The organism is Scopulibacillus darangshiensis (assembly GCF_004341035.1).
In the GTDB taxonomy this organism is placed as follows: Bacteria; Bacillota; Bacilli; order Bacillales; family Sporolactobacillaceae; genus Scopulibacillus; species Scopulibacillus darangshiensis.
Map to the genome: position 1 here is coordinate 1 of NZ_SLXK01000064.1, position 15892 is coordinate 15892.

The 15892-nt window shown below is 39.7% G+C and carries 18 protein-coding genes; 4 read left to right on the top strand and 14 right to left on the bottom strand.

Translation table 11 applies throughout. The features are described 5' to 3' along the window. Window positions 1–523: 523 nt before the first annotated feature. The 4 genes from EV207_RS21775 to EV207_RS21790 all read right to left on the bottom strand — a co-directional run bounded on the left by EV207_RS21775 (window position 524) and on the right by EV207_RS21790 (window position 5572). Window positions 524–1096 (bottom strand): TetR/AcrR family transcriptional regulator, encoded by a 573-nt coding sequence (locus EV207_RS21775; RefSeq protein WP_132748412.1) that lies wholly within the window; start codon window positions 1094–1096, stop codon window positions 524–526. Beyond that, entirely contained in the window at window positions 1093–2421 is a 1329-nt protein-coding gene (locus EV207_RS21780; protein WP_132748414.1) for an MFS transporter, read from the bottom strand. Before EV207_RS21780 ends, EV207_RS21775 begins: the two co-directional genes overlap by 4 nt. Then, window positions 2408–4918, bottom strand: coding sequence for a PEP/pyruvate-binding domain-containing protein (locus EV207_RS21785; RefSeq protein ID WP_132748416.1), 2511 nt, complete (start codon window positions 4916–4918; stop codon window positions 2408–2410). The genes EV207_RS21780 and EV207_RS21785 overlap by 14 nt, the downstream gene beginning before the upstream one ends. Window positions 4919–5110: 192 nt before the next feature. After that, window positions 5111–5572 carry a hypothetical protein gene (locus EV207_RS21790; RefSeq protein WP_132748418.1) on the bottom strand — a complete coding sequence of 154 codons (462 nt, stop codon included), beginning with the start codon at window positions 5570–5572 and terminating at the stop codon, window positions 5111–5113. 595 nt (window positions 5573–6167) lie between these two features. Here EV207_RS21790 and EV207_RS21795 point away from each other — a divergent pair. After that, window positions 6168–6626 (top strand): hypothetical protein, encoded by a 459-nt coding sequence (locus EV207_RS21795; protein WP_132748420.1) that lies wholly within the window; start codon window positions 6168–6170, stop codon window positions 6624–6626. Between the two features lie 191 nt (window positions 6627–6817). Here the strand turns inward: EV207_RS21795 and EV207_RS21800 are convergent, their stop codons facing one another. From EV207_RS21800 to EV207_RS21810, 3 genes are all read right to left on the bottom strand, one after another. After that, window positions 6818–7264 (bottom strand): hypothetical protein, encoded by a 447-nt coding sequence (locus tag EV207_RS21800; RefSeq protein ID WP_132748422.1) that lies wholly within the window; start codon window positions 7262–7264, stop codon window positions 6818–6820. A gap of 41 nt (window positions 7265–7305) precedes the next feature. Continuing rightward, a complete protein-coding gene (locus tag EV207_RS21805; protein ID WP_132748424.1) occupies window positions 7306–8319 on the bottom strand; it encodes a DUF3231 family protein in 1014 nt (337 codons plus the stop codon). Window positions 8320–8640: 321 nt separating this feature from the next. Beyond that, window positions 8641–9165: a 5' nucleotidase, NT5C type gene (locus EV207_RS21810; protein ID WP_132748426.1), complete on the bottom strand. Its 525-nt coding sequence runs from the start codon at window positions 9163–9165 to the stop codon at window positions 8641–8643. 248 nt (window positions 9166–9413) lie between these two features. Between EV207_RS21810 and EV207_RS23595 the strand changes: the two genes are divergently transcribed. The 3 genes from EV207_RS23595 (at window position 9414) to EV207_RS21825 (ending at window position 10746) form a co-directional block, all read left to right on the top strand. Then, window positions 9414–9614, top strand: coding sequence for an AbrB/MazE/SpoVT family DNA-binding domain-containing protein (locus EV207_RS23595; protein ID WP_243647205.1), 201 nt, complete (start codon window positions 9414–9416; stop codon window positions 9612–9614). A 339-nt stretch (window positions 9615–9953) separates the two neighbouring features. After that, window positions 9954–10190, top strand: a complete 237-nt coding sequence (locus tag EV207_RS21820) for a hypothetical protein (RefSeq protein ID WP_132748428.1) — start codon at window positions 9954–9956, stop codon at window positions 10188–10190. Then, entirely contained in the window at window positions 10174–10746 is a 573-nt protein-coding gene (locus EV207_RS21825; protein ID WP_132748429.1) for a hypothetical protein, read from the top strand. Before EV207_RS21820 ends, EV207_RS21825 begins: the two co-directional genes overlap by 17 nt. 128 nt (window positions 10747–10874) lie before the next feature. Here the strand turns inward: EV207_RS21825 and EV207_RS21830 are convergent, their stop codons facing one another. From EV207_RS21830 to EV207_RS21860, 7 genes are all read right to left on the bottom strand, one after another. Further along, on the bottom strand, window positions 10875–11519 hold the full coding sequence (locus EV207_RS21830; RefSeq protein ID WP_132748431.1) for a trimeric intracellular cation channel family protein: 645 nt from the start codon (window positions 11517–11519) through the stop codon (window positions 10875–10877). A gap of 256 nt (window positions 11520–11775) precedes the next feature. After that, complete coding sequence (gene moaD / locus EV207_RS21835; protein ID WP_132748433.1) at window positions 11776–12012, bottom strand: molybdopterin converting factor subunit 1; 237 nt, start codon at window positions 12010–12012, stop codon at window positions 11776–11778. Continuing rightward, a complete protein-coding gene (locus EV207_RS21840) occupies window positions 12012–12482 on the bottom strand; it encodes a molybdenum cofactor biosynthesis protein MoaE (RefSeq protein WP_132748435.1) in 471 nt (156 codons plus the stop codon). Before EV207_RS21840 ends, moaD begins: the two co-directional genes overlap by 1 nt. Window positions 12483–12494: 12 nt before the next feature. Next, entirely contained in the window at window positions 12495–13511 is a 1017-nt protein-coding gene (locus EV207_RS21845) for a thiazole biosynthesis adenylyltransferase ThiF (protein ID WP_132748437.1), read from the bottom strand. Between the two features lie 35 nt (window positions 13512–13546). Further along, a complete protein-coding gene (gene moaA / locus EV207_RS21850) occupies window positions 13547–14560 on the bottom strand; it encodes a GTP 3',8-cyclase MoaA (protein ID WP_243647206.1) in 1014 nt (337 codons plus the stop codon). Beyond that, window positions 14550–15368, bottom strand: a complete 819-nt coding sequence (gene fdhD, locus EV207_RS21855) for a formate dehydrogenase accessory sulfurtransferase FdhD (protein WP_132748441.1) — start codon at window positions 15366–15368, stop codon at window positions 14550–14552. The genes moaA and fdhD overlap by 11 nt, the downstream gene beginning before the upstream one ends. A gap of 13 nt (window positions 15369–15381) precedes the next feature. Further along, entirely contained in the window at window positions 15382–15726 is a 345-nt protein-coding gene (locus EV207_RS21860) for a Na-translocating system protein MpsC family protein (protein ID WP_132748443.1), read from the bottom strand. Window positions 15727–15892 lie beyond the last annotated feature (166 nt).

Genomic DNA, 15892 nt, shown 5'->3' on the forward strand with positions numbered 1-15892 from the left:
TTTTTAGACTCTTTGTCAAGGAACATTTTTCAACGTTGACAAAACTTAGAAACACTAGGGATACACTAGTTTATTAAGGTGCGAAGTTTGAGTTATTATTATCTTATTAGTTTTATATGTTGGAACATCCTTTTCAGCCAGTTTATCAATAAGGCGCGTCATTCTTCTAAATGGTCATTTTATTCAAGCCCTTACTACTGAAATTGGTAAAAAGGCAGAGTGGCACTTGAAGACGGCAATGATTTTATCGCTGACGGGGAAGGATTCATCAGAATGAATTTAGGCTGTCCGAAGAGTGTGGTTAAAGAAGCCTTACGGCGAATGGCTAAGTGTTTGCAGGTTGTATAAATAACATTTCTGCCTATAAGACGGACCCTTCAAAGGGGTCGGCGTCGGCTATGTCAAAAATAGACCTCACCTGGGTTGCTAATCCAAGGAGGTCTATTTTTTGTCGTTTTATCCATATGTCATAAGGGCTAAAATAAACAGCCCGAATGTCAGCATCAGCTAATACATTCTTAACTCATCTTCCGATCCCTTGAATAAAGGTTGTGACGCTATGTTGTAAAAAGGTGCTTCGATCAATAGCAGTCACCTGTTCGCCAAATTTTATCATGTTCAAAAAGTAACCCATGATCATTAAGAGGAAAATCTCAGCCTGGACGTCGCAATTGATGTCTGTTATCTGTTGCCGGTTTTTCATGTCGGTAAAATAATCAGTTATAATCTTTTTTAGTCGCTCACGATTAGAGACAATTTGATCCATTACTCCTAAAAAAATACTTGGTTCTTTTAAAGCAATAGAGATTTGATCTTTTTTATCAAAGAGATAATTTAAAATGGATTCTCCAAGAGTCATGAGATCCCTTTCTAAATGGCCTTCTAGTTTCTCTTGCAGCTTATCAAAGGATGTTTCTGATTCTTGAACGACGGCCGCTTCAACAATGCCCTTCTTGTTTCCGAAATGGCGGAATAACGTGACTTCATTGACCCCTGCCCTTTCGGCAATCATCCTTGTCGTTGTGGCTTTGAAACCCTTCTCCTGAATAAGGGCAAGGGTTGCTTGAATGATTTTTTTACCTGTTTTACTTGTCAATCATGGTCACCAGCCAATCTGATGGAAGGTTTAAAAAAGATGTAGGCAACGAACAGGCCCATAATGGAAAATAAGATCAAAACAATAAACAACGGGACAGAGTACGATAATACACTGAGAAACATTGTCCCGATTATACTTCCGATGTAGCGAAAGGTCATGTTAATCCCCGAGGCAATGCCCGCAACATGCTTTGGCACAGCTTCTAGCGTTAGAACTTGAATCGCTGTTAAACCAATCCCGGCTCCGAGACCTCCGATTAAAAGGGATACAATCACGTAGGCCAAGGAATGAAAAGCAAAGAAACCGATATAAAGGATTAACGCCAGCCCGGAAATGGAAAAAGACAAAAGGACGAGTCTTCTTTTCCCCCATTTTTCTGCCTTTTGTCCGCCAAGCCATGTGAAGAAAGACATCGAAAGGGAAAAGAAAAACAAAATGAATCCGGATGATTTGGCCGGAATGTTTAATTCTGATTCAAGCACAAACGGGACAGAGAGCAGCGTGCTGTACATAATACAATTGCTAATTAATATCGATAGATCTCCGCCGGTAAACGGCAATCGCTTGAACAGTGAAAAGTCGACCAGCGGTTGGTCTCGCCTTTTCTCTTGCCGGATAAACAAAAAGGTTGCTATCACCAGTATGACCAATAAAATCAGATTCGTATACCATGGAAAACCTGATTGAGTAATGAGGACGAACAACGAAAGGATGATCCCCAAATATAAGGCTCCCAATCCATCAACCGATTGACTCCGGTCAGTTTCAAACTTCGGCAAAAAGAAAATAGCCGTTACGAGAGCAATCAAACCGATAGGGACATTCACCCAAAAGATCGATCGCCAGCCCCAAAGCTGAATTAATACCGACCCTAGGATCGGCCCGATTGCGGCCCCGGCACCCATTCCCAGACCAAACCAGCTAAATACCTTTCCAAGCTGTTCAGGCGGGGTGATGCGGCGAAACAACGCGCTGACATTCGGTGTCATACAAGCACCGCCCAATGCTTGCAAGACCCGGCATACAATCAGCCACCACAGGCTAAAACTGAATGCGCACCCGACGGAAGCCAACAAAAACAGCCCTAGTCCGCCGATGAACATTTTTGAACTGCCGAAAATGTCGCCAAGGCGTCCGGAAATCGGTTGTACGACAGCCATCGCAATGAGATAAAGTGTCACAACCCAGGTCGTCATCCCCAAAGATTGTTGCAATGAATCAGCAATGATCGGCAAACCGACAGCAATCATCGTAGAATTAATCGGGGCAAGCATTGCCCCGATTAAAACGATGAACACGACCAAATGTCTATTCGTTTTCAATGGTCACCACTCCATTATTGCCATTAACAGTGACAACATCGCCGTCTTTCAATGTCTTTGTAGCCACCTGCACGCCGACAACGGCGGGAATATGAAATTCCCGGGCGATGATCGCAGCGTGGGAGAGGATCCCTCCACTATCTGTAATAACCGCCTTGGCGTTCTGAAATAATATTGTCCAGGTCGGCGTTGTCGTCTTACAAACGAGAATCTCTCCTTTTTTCAACTTTGAAAATTCATCTATTCTCTTAATGACTTTGACAGTTCCGGAGTAGGTGCCGGAAGAAGCCGGCAAACCGCCAATCGTCCGATCATTGTTGCTTTCATCTGTACCTATTGGGCCGGCATATTTTTCGATTTCCTGACCTTTACCTTTCGGAGGTGTCCCAAAATACTGTGGCACCACTGCCTGTTCATCCTTTGTATAGGCTTGTTTTCTAGCCGCAATTTTGGATGTTGCGTTTGCAGGGTTCTCCAACAATTTTTTCAATTCATCAAGGTATAAATAAAAAATATCTTCGCGGTCGGAGATGACATAATGGTCCCTAAGAAGTTCGCCGACCTTTAATAGAAACAACCTGCATTTTGCGTCAAGCATTTCATCGATGTAAAAGTGATGGTCATCCCGAATCACGGACGCGTCCAAACCCCAAGCATAATATTGCCGGAAGGTTTCTTTTAGTTCACCATCTACCGCTTCTTCCATCACCCGGTCAAACTTTTGTTTTCTCTGTTCAGTCAGATGTTGAAATGCCTTGTCAAAGTCGTAATGATCATTGACAAAGTTTTGGATCAATCCCAAAGCATATAGCGGGTTTTCCACCCATGTTTCACCAATAAAGTCGTGGGCCTTTGTTGTCCGATATCCGTATCCGTTCAAGAATGTCTGTACATCGTCAAGAAAGGCTTTTCCTGTCTTTGTTTCATTCAAAACCTTTTCAAGCTGCAGTGCATCATGTCCGTTGAAAATCTTGTGAAGTTCCGGATTTTCGCGGACTTGAAGAGCCAATTGCCCTAGCCTGCTATCGGTTTCAAGTGATTTGTTCATGACGCCAGTCAATAAATCATGAACATGTTGACCCGGTTGTCCGGTCAGATTTTCGTACATGTCTTCCAGTTCGCTAATCAAGGCGAGTTGGGGCATCACAATGTCAAAATGAAGATAGTAAGCCTTAGCGTAAATGTCCTCCAGTTCATCCATGAAAGAACGCGCCTCATTTAATGTGAGCTCCCTGTGAGTGTGATCATCTATTCTTTTATACATAGGGAATAAGGTTTCTTCAAACATGCGGTACATCCGTTTTGTCAAGGATGGGTACAAGTCTTTCATCATCGCTTGGTGTTCTTGTATCTGATTTTGGCTCGGCTTTCTCTTCATTACCGGTTGGGTATAGACGTGATGGCGATAGACCTTCGCTTTCATTTGGGGCCTGTTCGGACTTTTTAGATCGGTCGACGCCTTGTTCATTCCGTCGGTAAAAGCGGAAAGAAATGATGTAAACAATGGACTGGCGACTTCCGGAAAAGCGGTGTCAAGCAACAGCCAAAATTGCTTACGATCTTCCCGGGTTAACTCGATCGACTTTTGAAAAGCCGAAAGGTCATTGTTTGTTTTTGGAACAGTCGTGATCGGACGCGCTTGTAATATATACACGTGCCCCTGTTGGATCGCAAATTCCAGATCGACGGGATAACCATAAAAGCCCTCGATTCGCTGCGTGAGCTCGGTTAACGTCTTGATCTCATCGTCCGATAAACAAAATTGGTTTTGTTCCTCTTCCGTCGTTTCAATCTCCTTTGTCCCTTCGCTATCGGATACGATTTTCATCTCTTTAAAACCCTTTTGCTTATTGGCATGAAAGGTGAATTTGTTAACCGTGTAGGTATCAGGGGTCACAAGACCGGAAACAATCGCCTCGCCCAATCCATAACTTGCGTTGATCATGAGTTCGTCAGGATGGTTCGTGACCGGATTTTGGCTAAATATCACACCGGATACCTCGGATTTAACCAATCCTTGAACGACCACACCCATCGAGAACTGGCCCAGGTCAACCTTCATTTGTTCGGAATACTGTTGTACCCTCGCGGCAAAAGCGGAAGCCCAGCACGCTTTGACCTTTTCTGTCAATTCTTGTTCTGTCTTAACATTAAGAAAGGTTTCATATTGGCCGGCAAAAGAACCGCCTGCCAAATCCTCAGCACCAGATGAAGAACGAACGGCAACGGCGTCAAAATAAGCTTGGGTCTCGTGAAACGCATCTATCAGTTCCTTTTCAATGGCTTGCGGCATATGTCCCTTCATGATGTTTTCCTTGACATGTTGCCCTTGCCAATCGATTTCATTTTCCTCGATAAATTGCTTAAAAGCATCCGTCCGAATCACAAATCCGTTCGGAATCGGGAAACCTTGTTTTTTCATTTTCATTAAATGTAATGCCTTTGAACCGACTTCCTTGTCACCTTCTATTGCATCCGCGAAAAATATAGTAGACATGTATGCCCCTCCCTGGGATTTGTATGTGCTAAAAATCAAATTTGCAAGCAACCACTTGCATGCAGATTATATCCCTTTCCCCTGTTTCTGTCAATAATAATTAAAAAATCCTTGTAGGTTTATTTACCCTACAAGGATTCATTCATTTAAAAATCTTCAATAGCTGCTTCTAACTTGACCATGTAACATCGTTTATTTAGCCTTTTCCATTTTACATATGAACTTATAATAGTTTAGGACCACTAGTAACAGAAATGGGTCGACAACTATCGCATACCATATTCGCCACCAGCCATAATGAAAGTAACCCCAGGGTTCCGGTAACAAGGTGATTAACTCATAGGACATGATAAAGACAACCCAATAAATAATATACCTCATGCGCTCGATTAGCCGTCTTCCAAAAGGATACCAGTTTATAAACATCATATTGACGGGCGGAATGAGCACGAGCAGGGCAGGAATCGACCGCCAATCAATGCCCCTCGTAAAGTACCAATAACCATGGTATTTTAAATCAATAAACGTATCGCTAAGCAGTTGTAAAGCCACCGTGAAAGCCCATATATGAATGATGTGATTCCCCGTTAATCGGCGATTCGTTTTAAACGCCAACCCATTAAAAAGGATAACAGCAAGAATAAGTCCGACCAAGCCCAAAACAGTCCTTTTTTACTTGCATCATTCCCATTTTAAACCATAAATAACTTGCCAAATTTTGGTTTTAGGGAACAGGCGGATAATTTCACATGACAAAGGATCATGATCATAAAGCAAAAAGATCTTTACTGATGGACCACCATGCCATTTTTGAACTGTATATGAGGAAAACTGCCACCGGCTATCTCATTTAGTGGAAAAGGAAGCCAAAAGGTAAATTAGGGGCTCCTCCATTGCCAAATGACTTTAAATTGCTGAAAGGGGTTGCGGTGATTATCATTGCACTTGGCATATTCTTTCCATTAGTCGGTTTATCTTTGATAACTATTTGATTGTTGGATTGGATAATCATATGTTTTAGGCTACCTTAAAGGTAGCCTTTTTTCAGAGTTTTTTATTGTTAATTTTCACCAAACTATAACATGATGTATTTTTAAATCAAAACATTATTTTAAATATAATTAGAAAGTTTTAGACAAATATGATGTTATCTTTTGTTATAGTAAAACATATCTTTAGATGTGAATAAAGCTCTTTTGTTCCAGAATCTAACCTAAACTTGTCTATTATCACTGAAAGGATGATGTCAATGGTTATGGGGATTTTAAGCATTTGTTTGATATTGATACTTGCTGGCATATTGATATTTTTTATTTACCGTAACGCCAACAAATTCCTAGATATTTCTCATGTGCATATTATGGTGATGTCACTAAGTACCGTGATCAGCCTAACAATGGGGGTAACGCTTGCATTTTTAATTCATTACCATTTCTTTGTAGCGCTTTTATTTGGCCTTGTGCTAGGCTATATTATTGGAAGACCAATAAATTTATTTGCGATCGTAGATGGGATGTCCTCCGGATTGATGGGCGGGATGATGGGAGTAATGGCTCCTATGATGACTCATGTAAATCCAATTTTGTTGGTCATATTTATGGATTTGATCTATATCATACTGATGGCTATTATATTAAAATTGATTTTTCTTACCAGGGGTAGAGAAGAAGATAAACGAGAGTTGCAAATGACTACAAGAAAAACGTGATAACAATAGAGAATTTAAACATTATTAAAGCCGATTTCCCTTAAATTAAAGGGAAATCGTTTTGTAACAAGGGTTATGTTAACTAGCACAAAAAACAAGTCCTTAACAATAGGCACCCTATTACCTAAGATCGCTATATATAATAACAAGCAAAATCAGCCATCGAGATGAAATAAGAAAAGGATTATCTCCTATTTTTTGAAACATTTCACAACTACATATCTAATCAGTACACCCACACTAATCCCCGGAATAATAAACAAAATCGGTAACCAAACCGGCCCCAACAGCACGCCCATTATTTCTAAACTAGGGGAATAGATAACTCCTACCGTTACTGAATAAGCCACGAAAACAAAAGGCAAAAATAAGTACGGCTTTTTCTCGTTTCCATCGTCCCGGTAAGCGTCCCACGCCGCAAAAAAATAAAGACAAGGGTAAAACATAAGCCATTCATAATGGGTTTGATGAATGGCTTTTTCAATTTGACCGTGAAAACTTACTTTAATGACTTCATTAAAATTGGATTGAACATTGATTACAAACTCCAAGATCAAAAACACGATTCCTTTTAAAAACTTACCGTTAAGAAATTGGCCAAATCCGGGTAGCGCAAAGCTCCACAACAATTTCTCCATGTATAACCCATCTCTGTTTTTTAATTAGCCTCCTTGGGGAATCATTTCATTAATTGATTTCGGTCCTCTGCTTGAGGCGGTTCTTCCATCCAATTATGGTTCACCATGAGTTTCCCGCCTTCCTTCGAAAAGTTAAAAATATCTTGGGCAAGCTTTGCCATTTTTAAAGGTAAATCAGTTCTCAAACTAAAGGCCGCTCCTATAGTGTTAGTGCCAAGACCAAATGTACTTAATAGGCTAGTGTTATACATCATTAATTTATCAGAAAACGGTGGGAGTGTAGAATCCGTTGCTCTTCCTGTCCAAGTAGAAGGGGGCTGAATATCGCTGTTCATCAAAAGTTGTCCTAAAGTATTAACGACTTTCTTAGAAAGTTCCATCCCTTTAGTGAAATATTGTTTTGTTTCTTTTTCTTGGGCTGATTGGGCAAATCCAGCCATCAATTGAACACCCAATATATTTGATTCCATGGATTGATAAATATTCGCGATTTCAACAGTATTCAGTGCTCGCTTGTCCGATAACAAATTAAATCCGCTCATATAACCTTTACCATCCACAAATTCAACCTCTTTAGGCATGGAAACATATGGAGGACGGGCAAGGACACCTTTTTCCAATAGAAACGCCGTCGTCTGGTCATACGTTTCCTGTGCATCTGCCGTAAAACGTTTGGTTAAGCTTCTAATATCTTCACGATAGGCCATGCTCGAATGCAGCGCATAAAATCCGATTTGAACCTTTGCCATCACGCGCGTATACATCATATCAAAACTGTCATCCCAGAGCCGAGGGACGCCTTTATTGACATCATTTTCTGTATAGCCAATGGGAAGAACTGCATTTTCATTTTGGAAAATAGTTGTGATAGCCTCTATATGTTCGACTTTATTTTTGTAATCCGATTGAAAAATCGTTCTCGATTCTTCACCTTCCGCTTTTTCCATAAAGTATTCTAAAACCCTCATGGATAGCGTGTCCATCTGATATTCCATCCACAGCGTTCCTAATTCAGTCGCCGTCAGCGGTGCGTAATTTGAACCCGTCGAGCTCATAAGAATCCTCCTAATGATTTTACGTTTAATGGGTCATATCATTTTCATGATGTATTTAAAAAACTATATTTGTAATATGTGCCTCTCTCCCACAAATATTCACCATTAATTGACCCTTTCCTTATTACGGATACTTTCCCTATTCTGGAATAAGGCAATTTTCATCATCATTCTGATAACGAGGATTATGTAAACAACCGCCCCCAAAAAATTACCATCGAACAAATTAATCTCCCCCTATTTCAGTTCTTGCTTAATGAAATATTTTAACAATAAAAAAAGAAGATTATTCTGAAGGGTTTTTGAAAATACCAACTTTAATTATTTGCGAAAATAAGCCCTTACCTCTTGCCAGTTGTTGACTCTAACATAGCCTGTTTCATAAAGGTTGTGTGGAGATGTGAACAGGATGCCTTGTCCAGAAAATCGCTTAAAATGCCTGACATTATCGTCAATCAGATAGTCCGCGTTAATAATGCTCTTATCACCGCAAAAGACAAAATTCATATCACTTAAGAAATTAAAATGTTCCTTTAACCATTCATATTTGGCTGCAAAGGATGTTGGAAACTCCATTGCTGCTGTCGTTATGAAAATCTCGTAGTGCTCACTTAATTCTTTAATAACATCTTGACTATCCTTCATGACTGCCAAATCCCGAAAAAAAGTAGGCTCAATTAAGTATTTTCTTATTTCTTCTTTCAGATCAGGGCGTAATTCTCTTAGTTTTTTCCCTTTTAAATCTTCAACCGTAATATTTTCATTGTAATCTCGGTTAAAAAGCGATAAATGTTTGAGATTAAAATCAGCAATAACTTCATCCATATCTATTGCAATTCTTTTCATTATAGATCCCCTTTACCGAATGATTTCCTAAAGACAGAACAAATTTTAATGCATGGCAATATTTTGTCAACCCCTTTTTCAGAGAAGGGTGAAAAGATGAATCGCAATGGGTTGGGAGTTAACAGCAGCATTAGCTGGGGTAATATTTAAGATTGCCCCTTTCGATGGAATCGAAATAATATATAGGGAATCAAAACCTTGAGCCATGTATATCATATGGAAATACAAGGCGGAAAGGTGAGGTATGATTGACATATCATAAACATAAGGATGTGAATCCTGTGACAACAGCGAAGCTTAGTAAATGGAGAAATAGTTACGCTGTCCGCATTCCGGGTGCTATAATCAGGCGGCTTAATTTGGAGGAAGGAGATGAACTACAAATCTCAATGACGTCCAACAATAACATTTTACTTTCATCCGCTCTCCAAACCCAAGGCATCCAATGATGAATACACCTTCTTTCCCAAATTAAAAAAGAATCACCTCGCCATGAAGAAATAGACCTTGGTACTGAAGGAGAGGTTTTCAGGAGTTGTTCTTACGGATCAATTCAAAAGCTTGGACGTCAAAAAGCGAAAAGTCAAAATCATTGATCATGTTCAGATTGATTCAGACTGTATGATGACCATTCTTCGCAATGTACGCTCTATTCTGGCATAATCATATAATAAGAAGATTTGACGAAATTCCTCATAAGAAATAACCTGCTGTCAAAAGTGGCATAGATTTATGGATTCAATTAAAATAAGATTAGATTAATGGTTTATATTTTGGGAGGAAAACCCATGAGAATTAAATTAGAAACGTTAAATCAGGAGATTGACAAAAAGAGTAAAGAAGTGAATCAAATCATTTTTGGCAATAACAGTTATGGCGAAAGAAAAGTAAGAAGCCGTGCAAGAAGTCGGGATGAAGCGGAGGCACTGACACAACTCGCTATTGCAAGCTGGGAAAAGGCGGTTAAGACCGGGAAAATAAAAGTTATTGGAGAAAGGTCTATATATTATGATTACCGTGAATGATATTCGCAATGAAATAAAGACCCTTTCCAAACTTCCAAAGTTTGATAAAATGCTTGAACTTTCTGCTCTGTTAACCGAGTATTTTGAACCTCGGGGCATAAAACCCATTATTGTCGGCGGTCTTTCTGTTGAAATCTATACCCGCGGCCACTATACAACACACGATATTGATCTCATAGCGGACGGTTGGGATCAATTTAATGATCTGTTAAGCGCATTAGGGTTTGAGAAGGAAACCCGCGTGTGGTATCACAAGGAATTGGAATTGGCAATTGAGATACCGGATAATTATTTGGAAGGTGATATGAACAAGATTGTTGAGCTGTTATTGCCTAGTAATAGAAAAGTATTTGTCATAGGCGTTGAAGACCTTATCATTCACCGATTAGAATCAGCTATTGTATCACATCCCCACAAGCCTATGCTTAATCAGGATTATGATTGGGCTGAAAGGATGTTCCGTATTCATGCAAATCGAGTGGATATGGCATATTTATTAAAATCAGCTAAAGACGTAAAGGTGGATCGCTATATAAATTCTTGGATAAAAGGATAGAGTGGGATAATTTTAATCAGATATTTTTCTTCAAAGAGGGGGTTTCCATTTTTAATGGGAATATAAGAGCACCTGCACCAGCAAGTGCCCTTGCTCTTCTATATTTCCATTACTCTAATAATGCACAATCATTTTTTTAATGACGACTCCGCCTTAACATCATTATTTCTAAACCTTTTTTCTAAACAGTAAGGAAGATGTAATTTCCAATTAAATTTGACAGCAAACATGCGTATCGTCACGATACAGAAAACAACTAGGGTAAGCTGAATCGGATGAATCCAGCCCATCCAAGTACATAGTCCACATATAAGCGTTAAAACCGCATGGACTTCTTCTTTTAAAGCAAGGGGTTTGCGGCCTGCCAGTATATCTCTTATCATGCCTCCCCCGAGTCCGGTAAACATAGCGGATAATAGGATCAAACCTAAGTGGTCATGCGCATACTTGGCTGATAGTGCACCTTGTAATGCAAAAGTCGCCAGACCAATAGAATCAAGGAATAAACCCCATCTTTTCCAATGATGAACCCATTTTAGCGGTAAAAATACGAGTAGTGTTAGGGTTACAAATACGATCGCCATTGTATTTGATTCCCAGACCCCGGAAACTGGAGCATCAATGATAAGATTTCTTACAATGGCACCGCCAAAAGAAGTCGTTAATCCCAACACAAATATGCCTATAAAAGAATACTTTGATTCAATCGCTACTAACGCACCACTAGCTGTATACGCAATGATTCCAATGATATGCAAAACGATCCAAGACAATTTTCAGCCTCCAATAAATTTTTTTAAAAAGTAAAAACTCCTCTACAAGGACAGATGCCGCATACGACAAATGAACCTTATAGAGGAGTAATAAATTAGCAATTCGTACTAATATACCATTCCAACATCATTCAAACAGCTGATGGAACTATGACAAACACTATCAAAGCGCCAACGGTATTGTTTCTAAAATTAAGTATAAATGATATCGCTCTTTTCCACAAACAAAAATTAATGTCCCCTTAACAGGCTAGAATCAGCCGCCGCTGACAGGTGGAATAAAGGCAACTGTGTCACCTTCTTTTATTTCTTCTTGATCCGTTACAAAACTTTCATTTATTGCCGTCATGGATTGTTTAAGTGTGGGGAGCTGATGTTCCTTTAGAATCTGCTCCTTTAACTGCCGGACAGTCTGAATACCCTCTAATTCTAATTCAAGTTGATCAATGCCAAGCGCTTCTCTAATGCCTGCAAAAAACAATACTTTTATCACTAGAATTCCCCTTTCTCTATAGGTTTTCCTTCAGGATAATTGATCGTCTCAAGCTGATTGCCGATCCACTGAGTGCCATCATCCCAGAACTCCTTTTTCCAAATCGGAACAATCTCTTTGATACGTTCAATCGCATATTCATTGGCCTCATATGCCGTTTTTCGATGGGGTGCGGAGACTGCGATGACCACAGCCGCATCCATAATTTCTAATCTGCCCACTCGATGTGTTATCGCTACTTGCGCCTCTGGCCACTTTTTCTTTATTTCATGTCCGATTTGTTCCAGCATTTTTTCAGCCATTGACTGATACGCCTGGTATTCGAGATACAGCGTTTTCTTTTCACCTGTGAATTCTCTTACCGTACCAACAAAGGTTGTAATCGCCCCTGCCTCACGTCTTTCCACCTTATGTCTTAATTCCTCAATATTAATGGGCTGATCAACAATTTCAAATAATTTATGTTCCACAGTCTTCTCCTTTTATGCTAGATATCGATAATATACTTTCTTGGCTTCTTGAATACTATTAGTGCCATGAACAAAAGAACGGCCATCTTTAAACACAACAAGCCGATAATCTTGTAATTGGCAGGAAAGTAAATATGGATTCTTATTTATTTTTCCATGCCGTTTAAGCTGTTGTTCGAGTTGTTCGAAATCGTAGGGGATGCTCTTTGCGGGTCTGATTTGAACTGTATCTCTGCCGCATAACACTTCAGTTTTTGTCTGATTTTCATAGGACAAATAAGGATAACTAGGCTGTATTCCACACGAGGGACACCCTTCACCCCTCATTTTTTCCATGTTAACGTTGTAATATTGGTTATTCCATAAATCAAAGGATAAATATGTTTCTCTGAGGGACTCAAAATCCTCGACAAGAATCTTCATAGCTTCCGTTACTTGATAACTGGCAACCATTTGCACGGTTGGACTGATCACCCCGACTGTGTCACAGGTCGCTCCCCCCATTGGCAATTGTTTTAATAAACAATGAAGACAAGGTGTTTTATTGGGGATAATTGTGAACGTGGCACCATAGCTTCCTACACATGAGCCAAAAATCCATGGTATCCGATGTTTCTGCGTGAGGTCATTTAATACGAACCGTATATCAAAGTTATCTGTTGCATCAATGATAAGATCCACATCATTTAATAGGTTTTCAAGGGTTTCAATCGTCGCATCAGCGACCACTTCATGAATATGAACATCGGAATTAATCTGTTCTAACCGCTGCTTAGCCGCCGTCGCTTTTGGGAGCTGGTTCCTAGCATCCTGTTCAGTATATAGCTGTTGCCGTTGTAAATTACTCCATTCAACATAGTCTCTATCAATCACCGTGAGCTTACCAATCCCGGCCCTGACCAATGCCTCTGCTGAAGAACTTCCCAGCGCTCCCACACCAACAATTAATACTTGCTTGTTTGCTATTTTATTCTGACCCTGTTTACCAATTTTATTAAATAGATATTGCCTTGAATAGCGGTCCTCCATGCCTGTCCACTTCCTTTCATGTGGTACAGAAGGCTTTATCCTCCTATGTGTGACATTTCCACTTTAGACTTTTTATGTGGTGCATGATTCGCTCGTTCATCAGAATAGCGATCAGTCCGGTGATTCCAAATATCACTAATTTTCTGCGTTACGACTTGGTCATCGTCACTTGTCCGCAAAAGTTTACGCAGATCAAAACCCTTGGTTGCAAATAAACAAGTATAGAGCTTGCCTTCAGCAGACACCCTTGCTCTTGAGCAATTAGCACAAAAAGAGTCCGTCACGGATGAGATGATGCCAATTTCTTGTTGATCGTCTTCGTATTGAAACCTTGTTGCTACTTCCCCAGTATAATTGGGATCAATGGGTTTCAATGGCATTTGGGCGTTAATTCTATCTAAAATTTCCTTTTTTGATACCACATCTTCCATTTTCCATCCGTTTGAATTGCCCACATCCATATATTCAATAAAACGAAGAATATGCTTTTTTTCTTTAAAATACTTTGCCATTGGAAGAATATCTTGTTCATTCTTCCTTTTCTGAACAACCATGTTGACCTTAACCTTTAAACCCGCATCAGCCGCTGCCTGGATGCCATCTAACACCCGTTTAACCTTCCCTCTATTACCGTTTAGCTGTCTAAAACGGGCGTCATCTAGAGAATCCAGACTAACAGTTACCCGGGTAAGGCCGGCATTGTACAACGCTTCAGCGTATGTTTTGAGCATCGATCCATTAGTGGTAATGGCAATATCCTGAACACCCTCAATATTGTTAATCCGTTCGATAAGCAAGGGTAAATCCTTTCTCAATAAAGGCTCTCCGCCGGTTATACGCACCTTTTTTACACCTAGTGACACAAAGATTTTTGTCAGCCGTTCCAATTCATCAAAAGAAAGAATTTTATCTGCTGATAGAAATGAGTAATCTGGACCGAAAATCTCTTCTGGCATACAATAACGACACCTGAAATTACATCGGTCGGTAAGCGATATCCTTAAATCCCTTAAGGGACGTTCGAGTGTGTCTAACACTTTAGTTTTCATAAACCTTATCCTTTCCGGCATGAATAATACGTTCAGGTCCTGTATAAATATTAAATGAATCCCCGCGAATAAACCCTACTGTCGTCATGCCTAATCCTTCCGCTAGATTTAAAGCTAACTCAGTGGGAGCTGATTTTGACAACACTATTTCACAACCGATTTTAGCCACCTTTAGTAAAATCTCTGATGACATCCGACCACTAAATACAATGATTTTTCCTTTAATTGGAATGCTATTTTTTAAGCCATAACCATATAGTTTGTCTAAGGCATTATGTCTGCCTATATCCATCCTGCTCAAGATAACGCCATTTATATCACACAAAGCTGCGTTATGGACACCACCGGTTTTCTTAAAGGTTTGGGCAGAACTCTGCAGTTCATCCATTAGTCGAAAACAATCATCTGGTGTTATGCGTATATTAATATCTTTCATTTTTTTGGCGGTTAAAGCATCGTTGACAAAGACAAAACCTTGCCTGCTAGCGCCACAGCACGAGGTAATATAACGTTTATTTTGAAAGGTTTGGTAATAAGGATTCAACTTTACCGTTTCCACGTGTATATATCCTTCTTTTTCCTGTATCCAAATCTTTTTTATATCCTCATACTTTTCTATGACACCTTCTGACGCTAGATAGCCGATGACCATGTCCTCAATATACTCAGGGGTGCAAACCATCGTAACAAATTCTTCACCATTTATTTTAACTGTTATTGGAAACTCTGTCACAACGAGATCCTTTTTAAGTGAACACTCTCCCCGGGAAAAATGAATAATTTCTCGGTATGCTTCTCTTGGTCTCATATCACATTCCCTCTTACGTTATATTTTTATCAAAAATAAACACAGAAACTGCTAGATCCTCTTCAATTTTCATGTCTGAAAATAGATGAACGAATTTAGCTCCGATTAATGCTTCCATGTTCGCAGGAGGACTGGCAGCATACATATCTTGAATCATCTTCGTTCTAGCTGAATGAACGATTTCCTTCCCTTCGTCCGTTGATGCAATAAACCGTTCTGTCGGGGTTAAATTGCCATATAACTTCGCGATTGCCATGTTCTCAACAAATATGGTATGAATCCGTTCAGGGCCCTTTCCAAAACAGTCTTTCCGAAGTTTGCGTATGATATCGTTAAATTCATGAATAACTTTTGACATATCCTTCGACCACTCTCCCAATAGAATACGTGTCTCATTTTACTCCAAAATTTTATTATTACAAATCATTTTTAAGAAAAACCGGGCAAAAACCGCCCGGTCCTTTTTTGGTTAGAGAATATCCGATAGTTTATATTCCTGACCATGTACTCCTTTATAATACTCT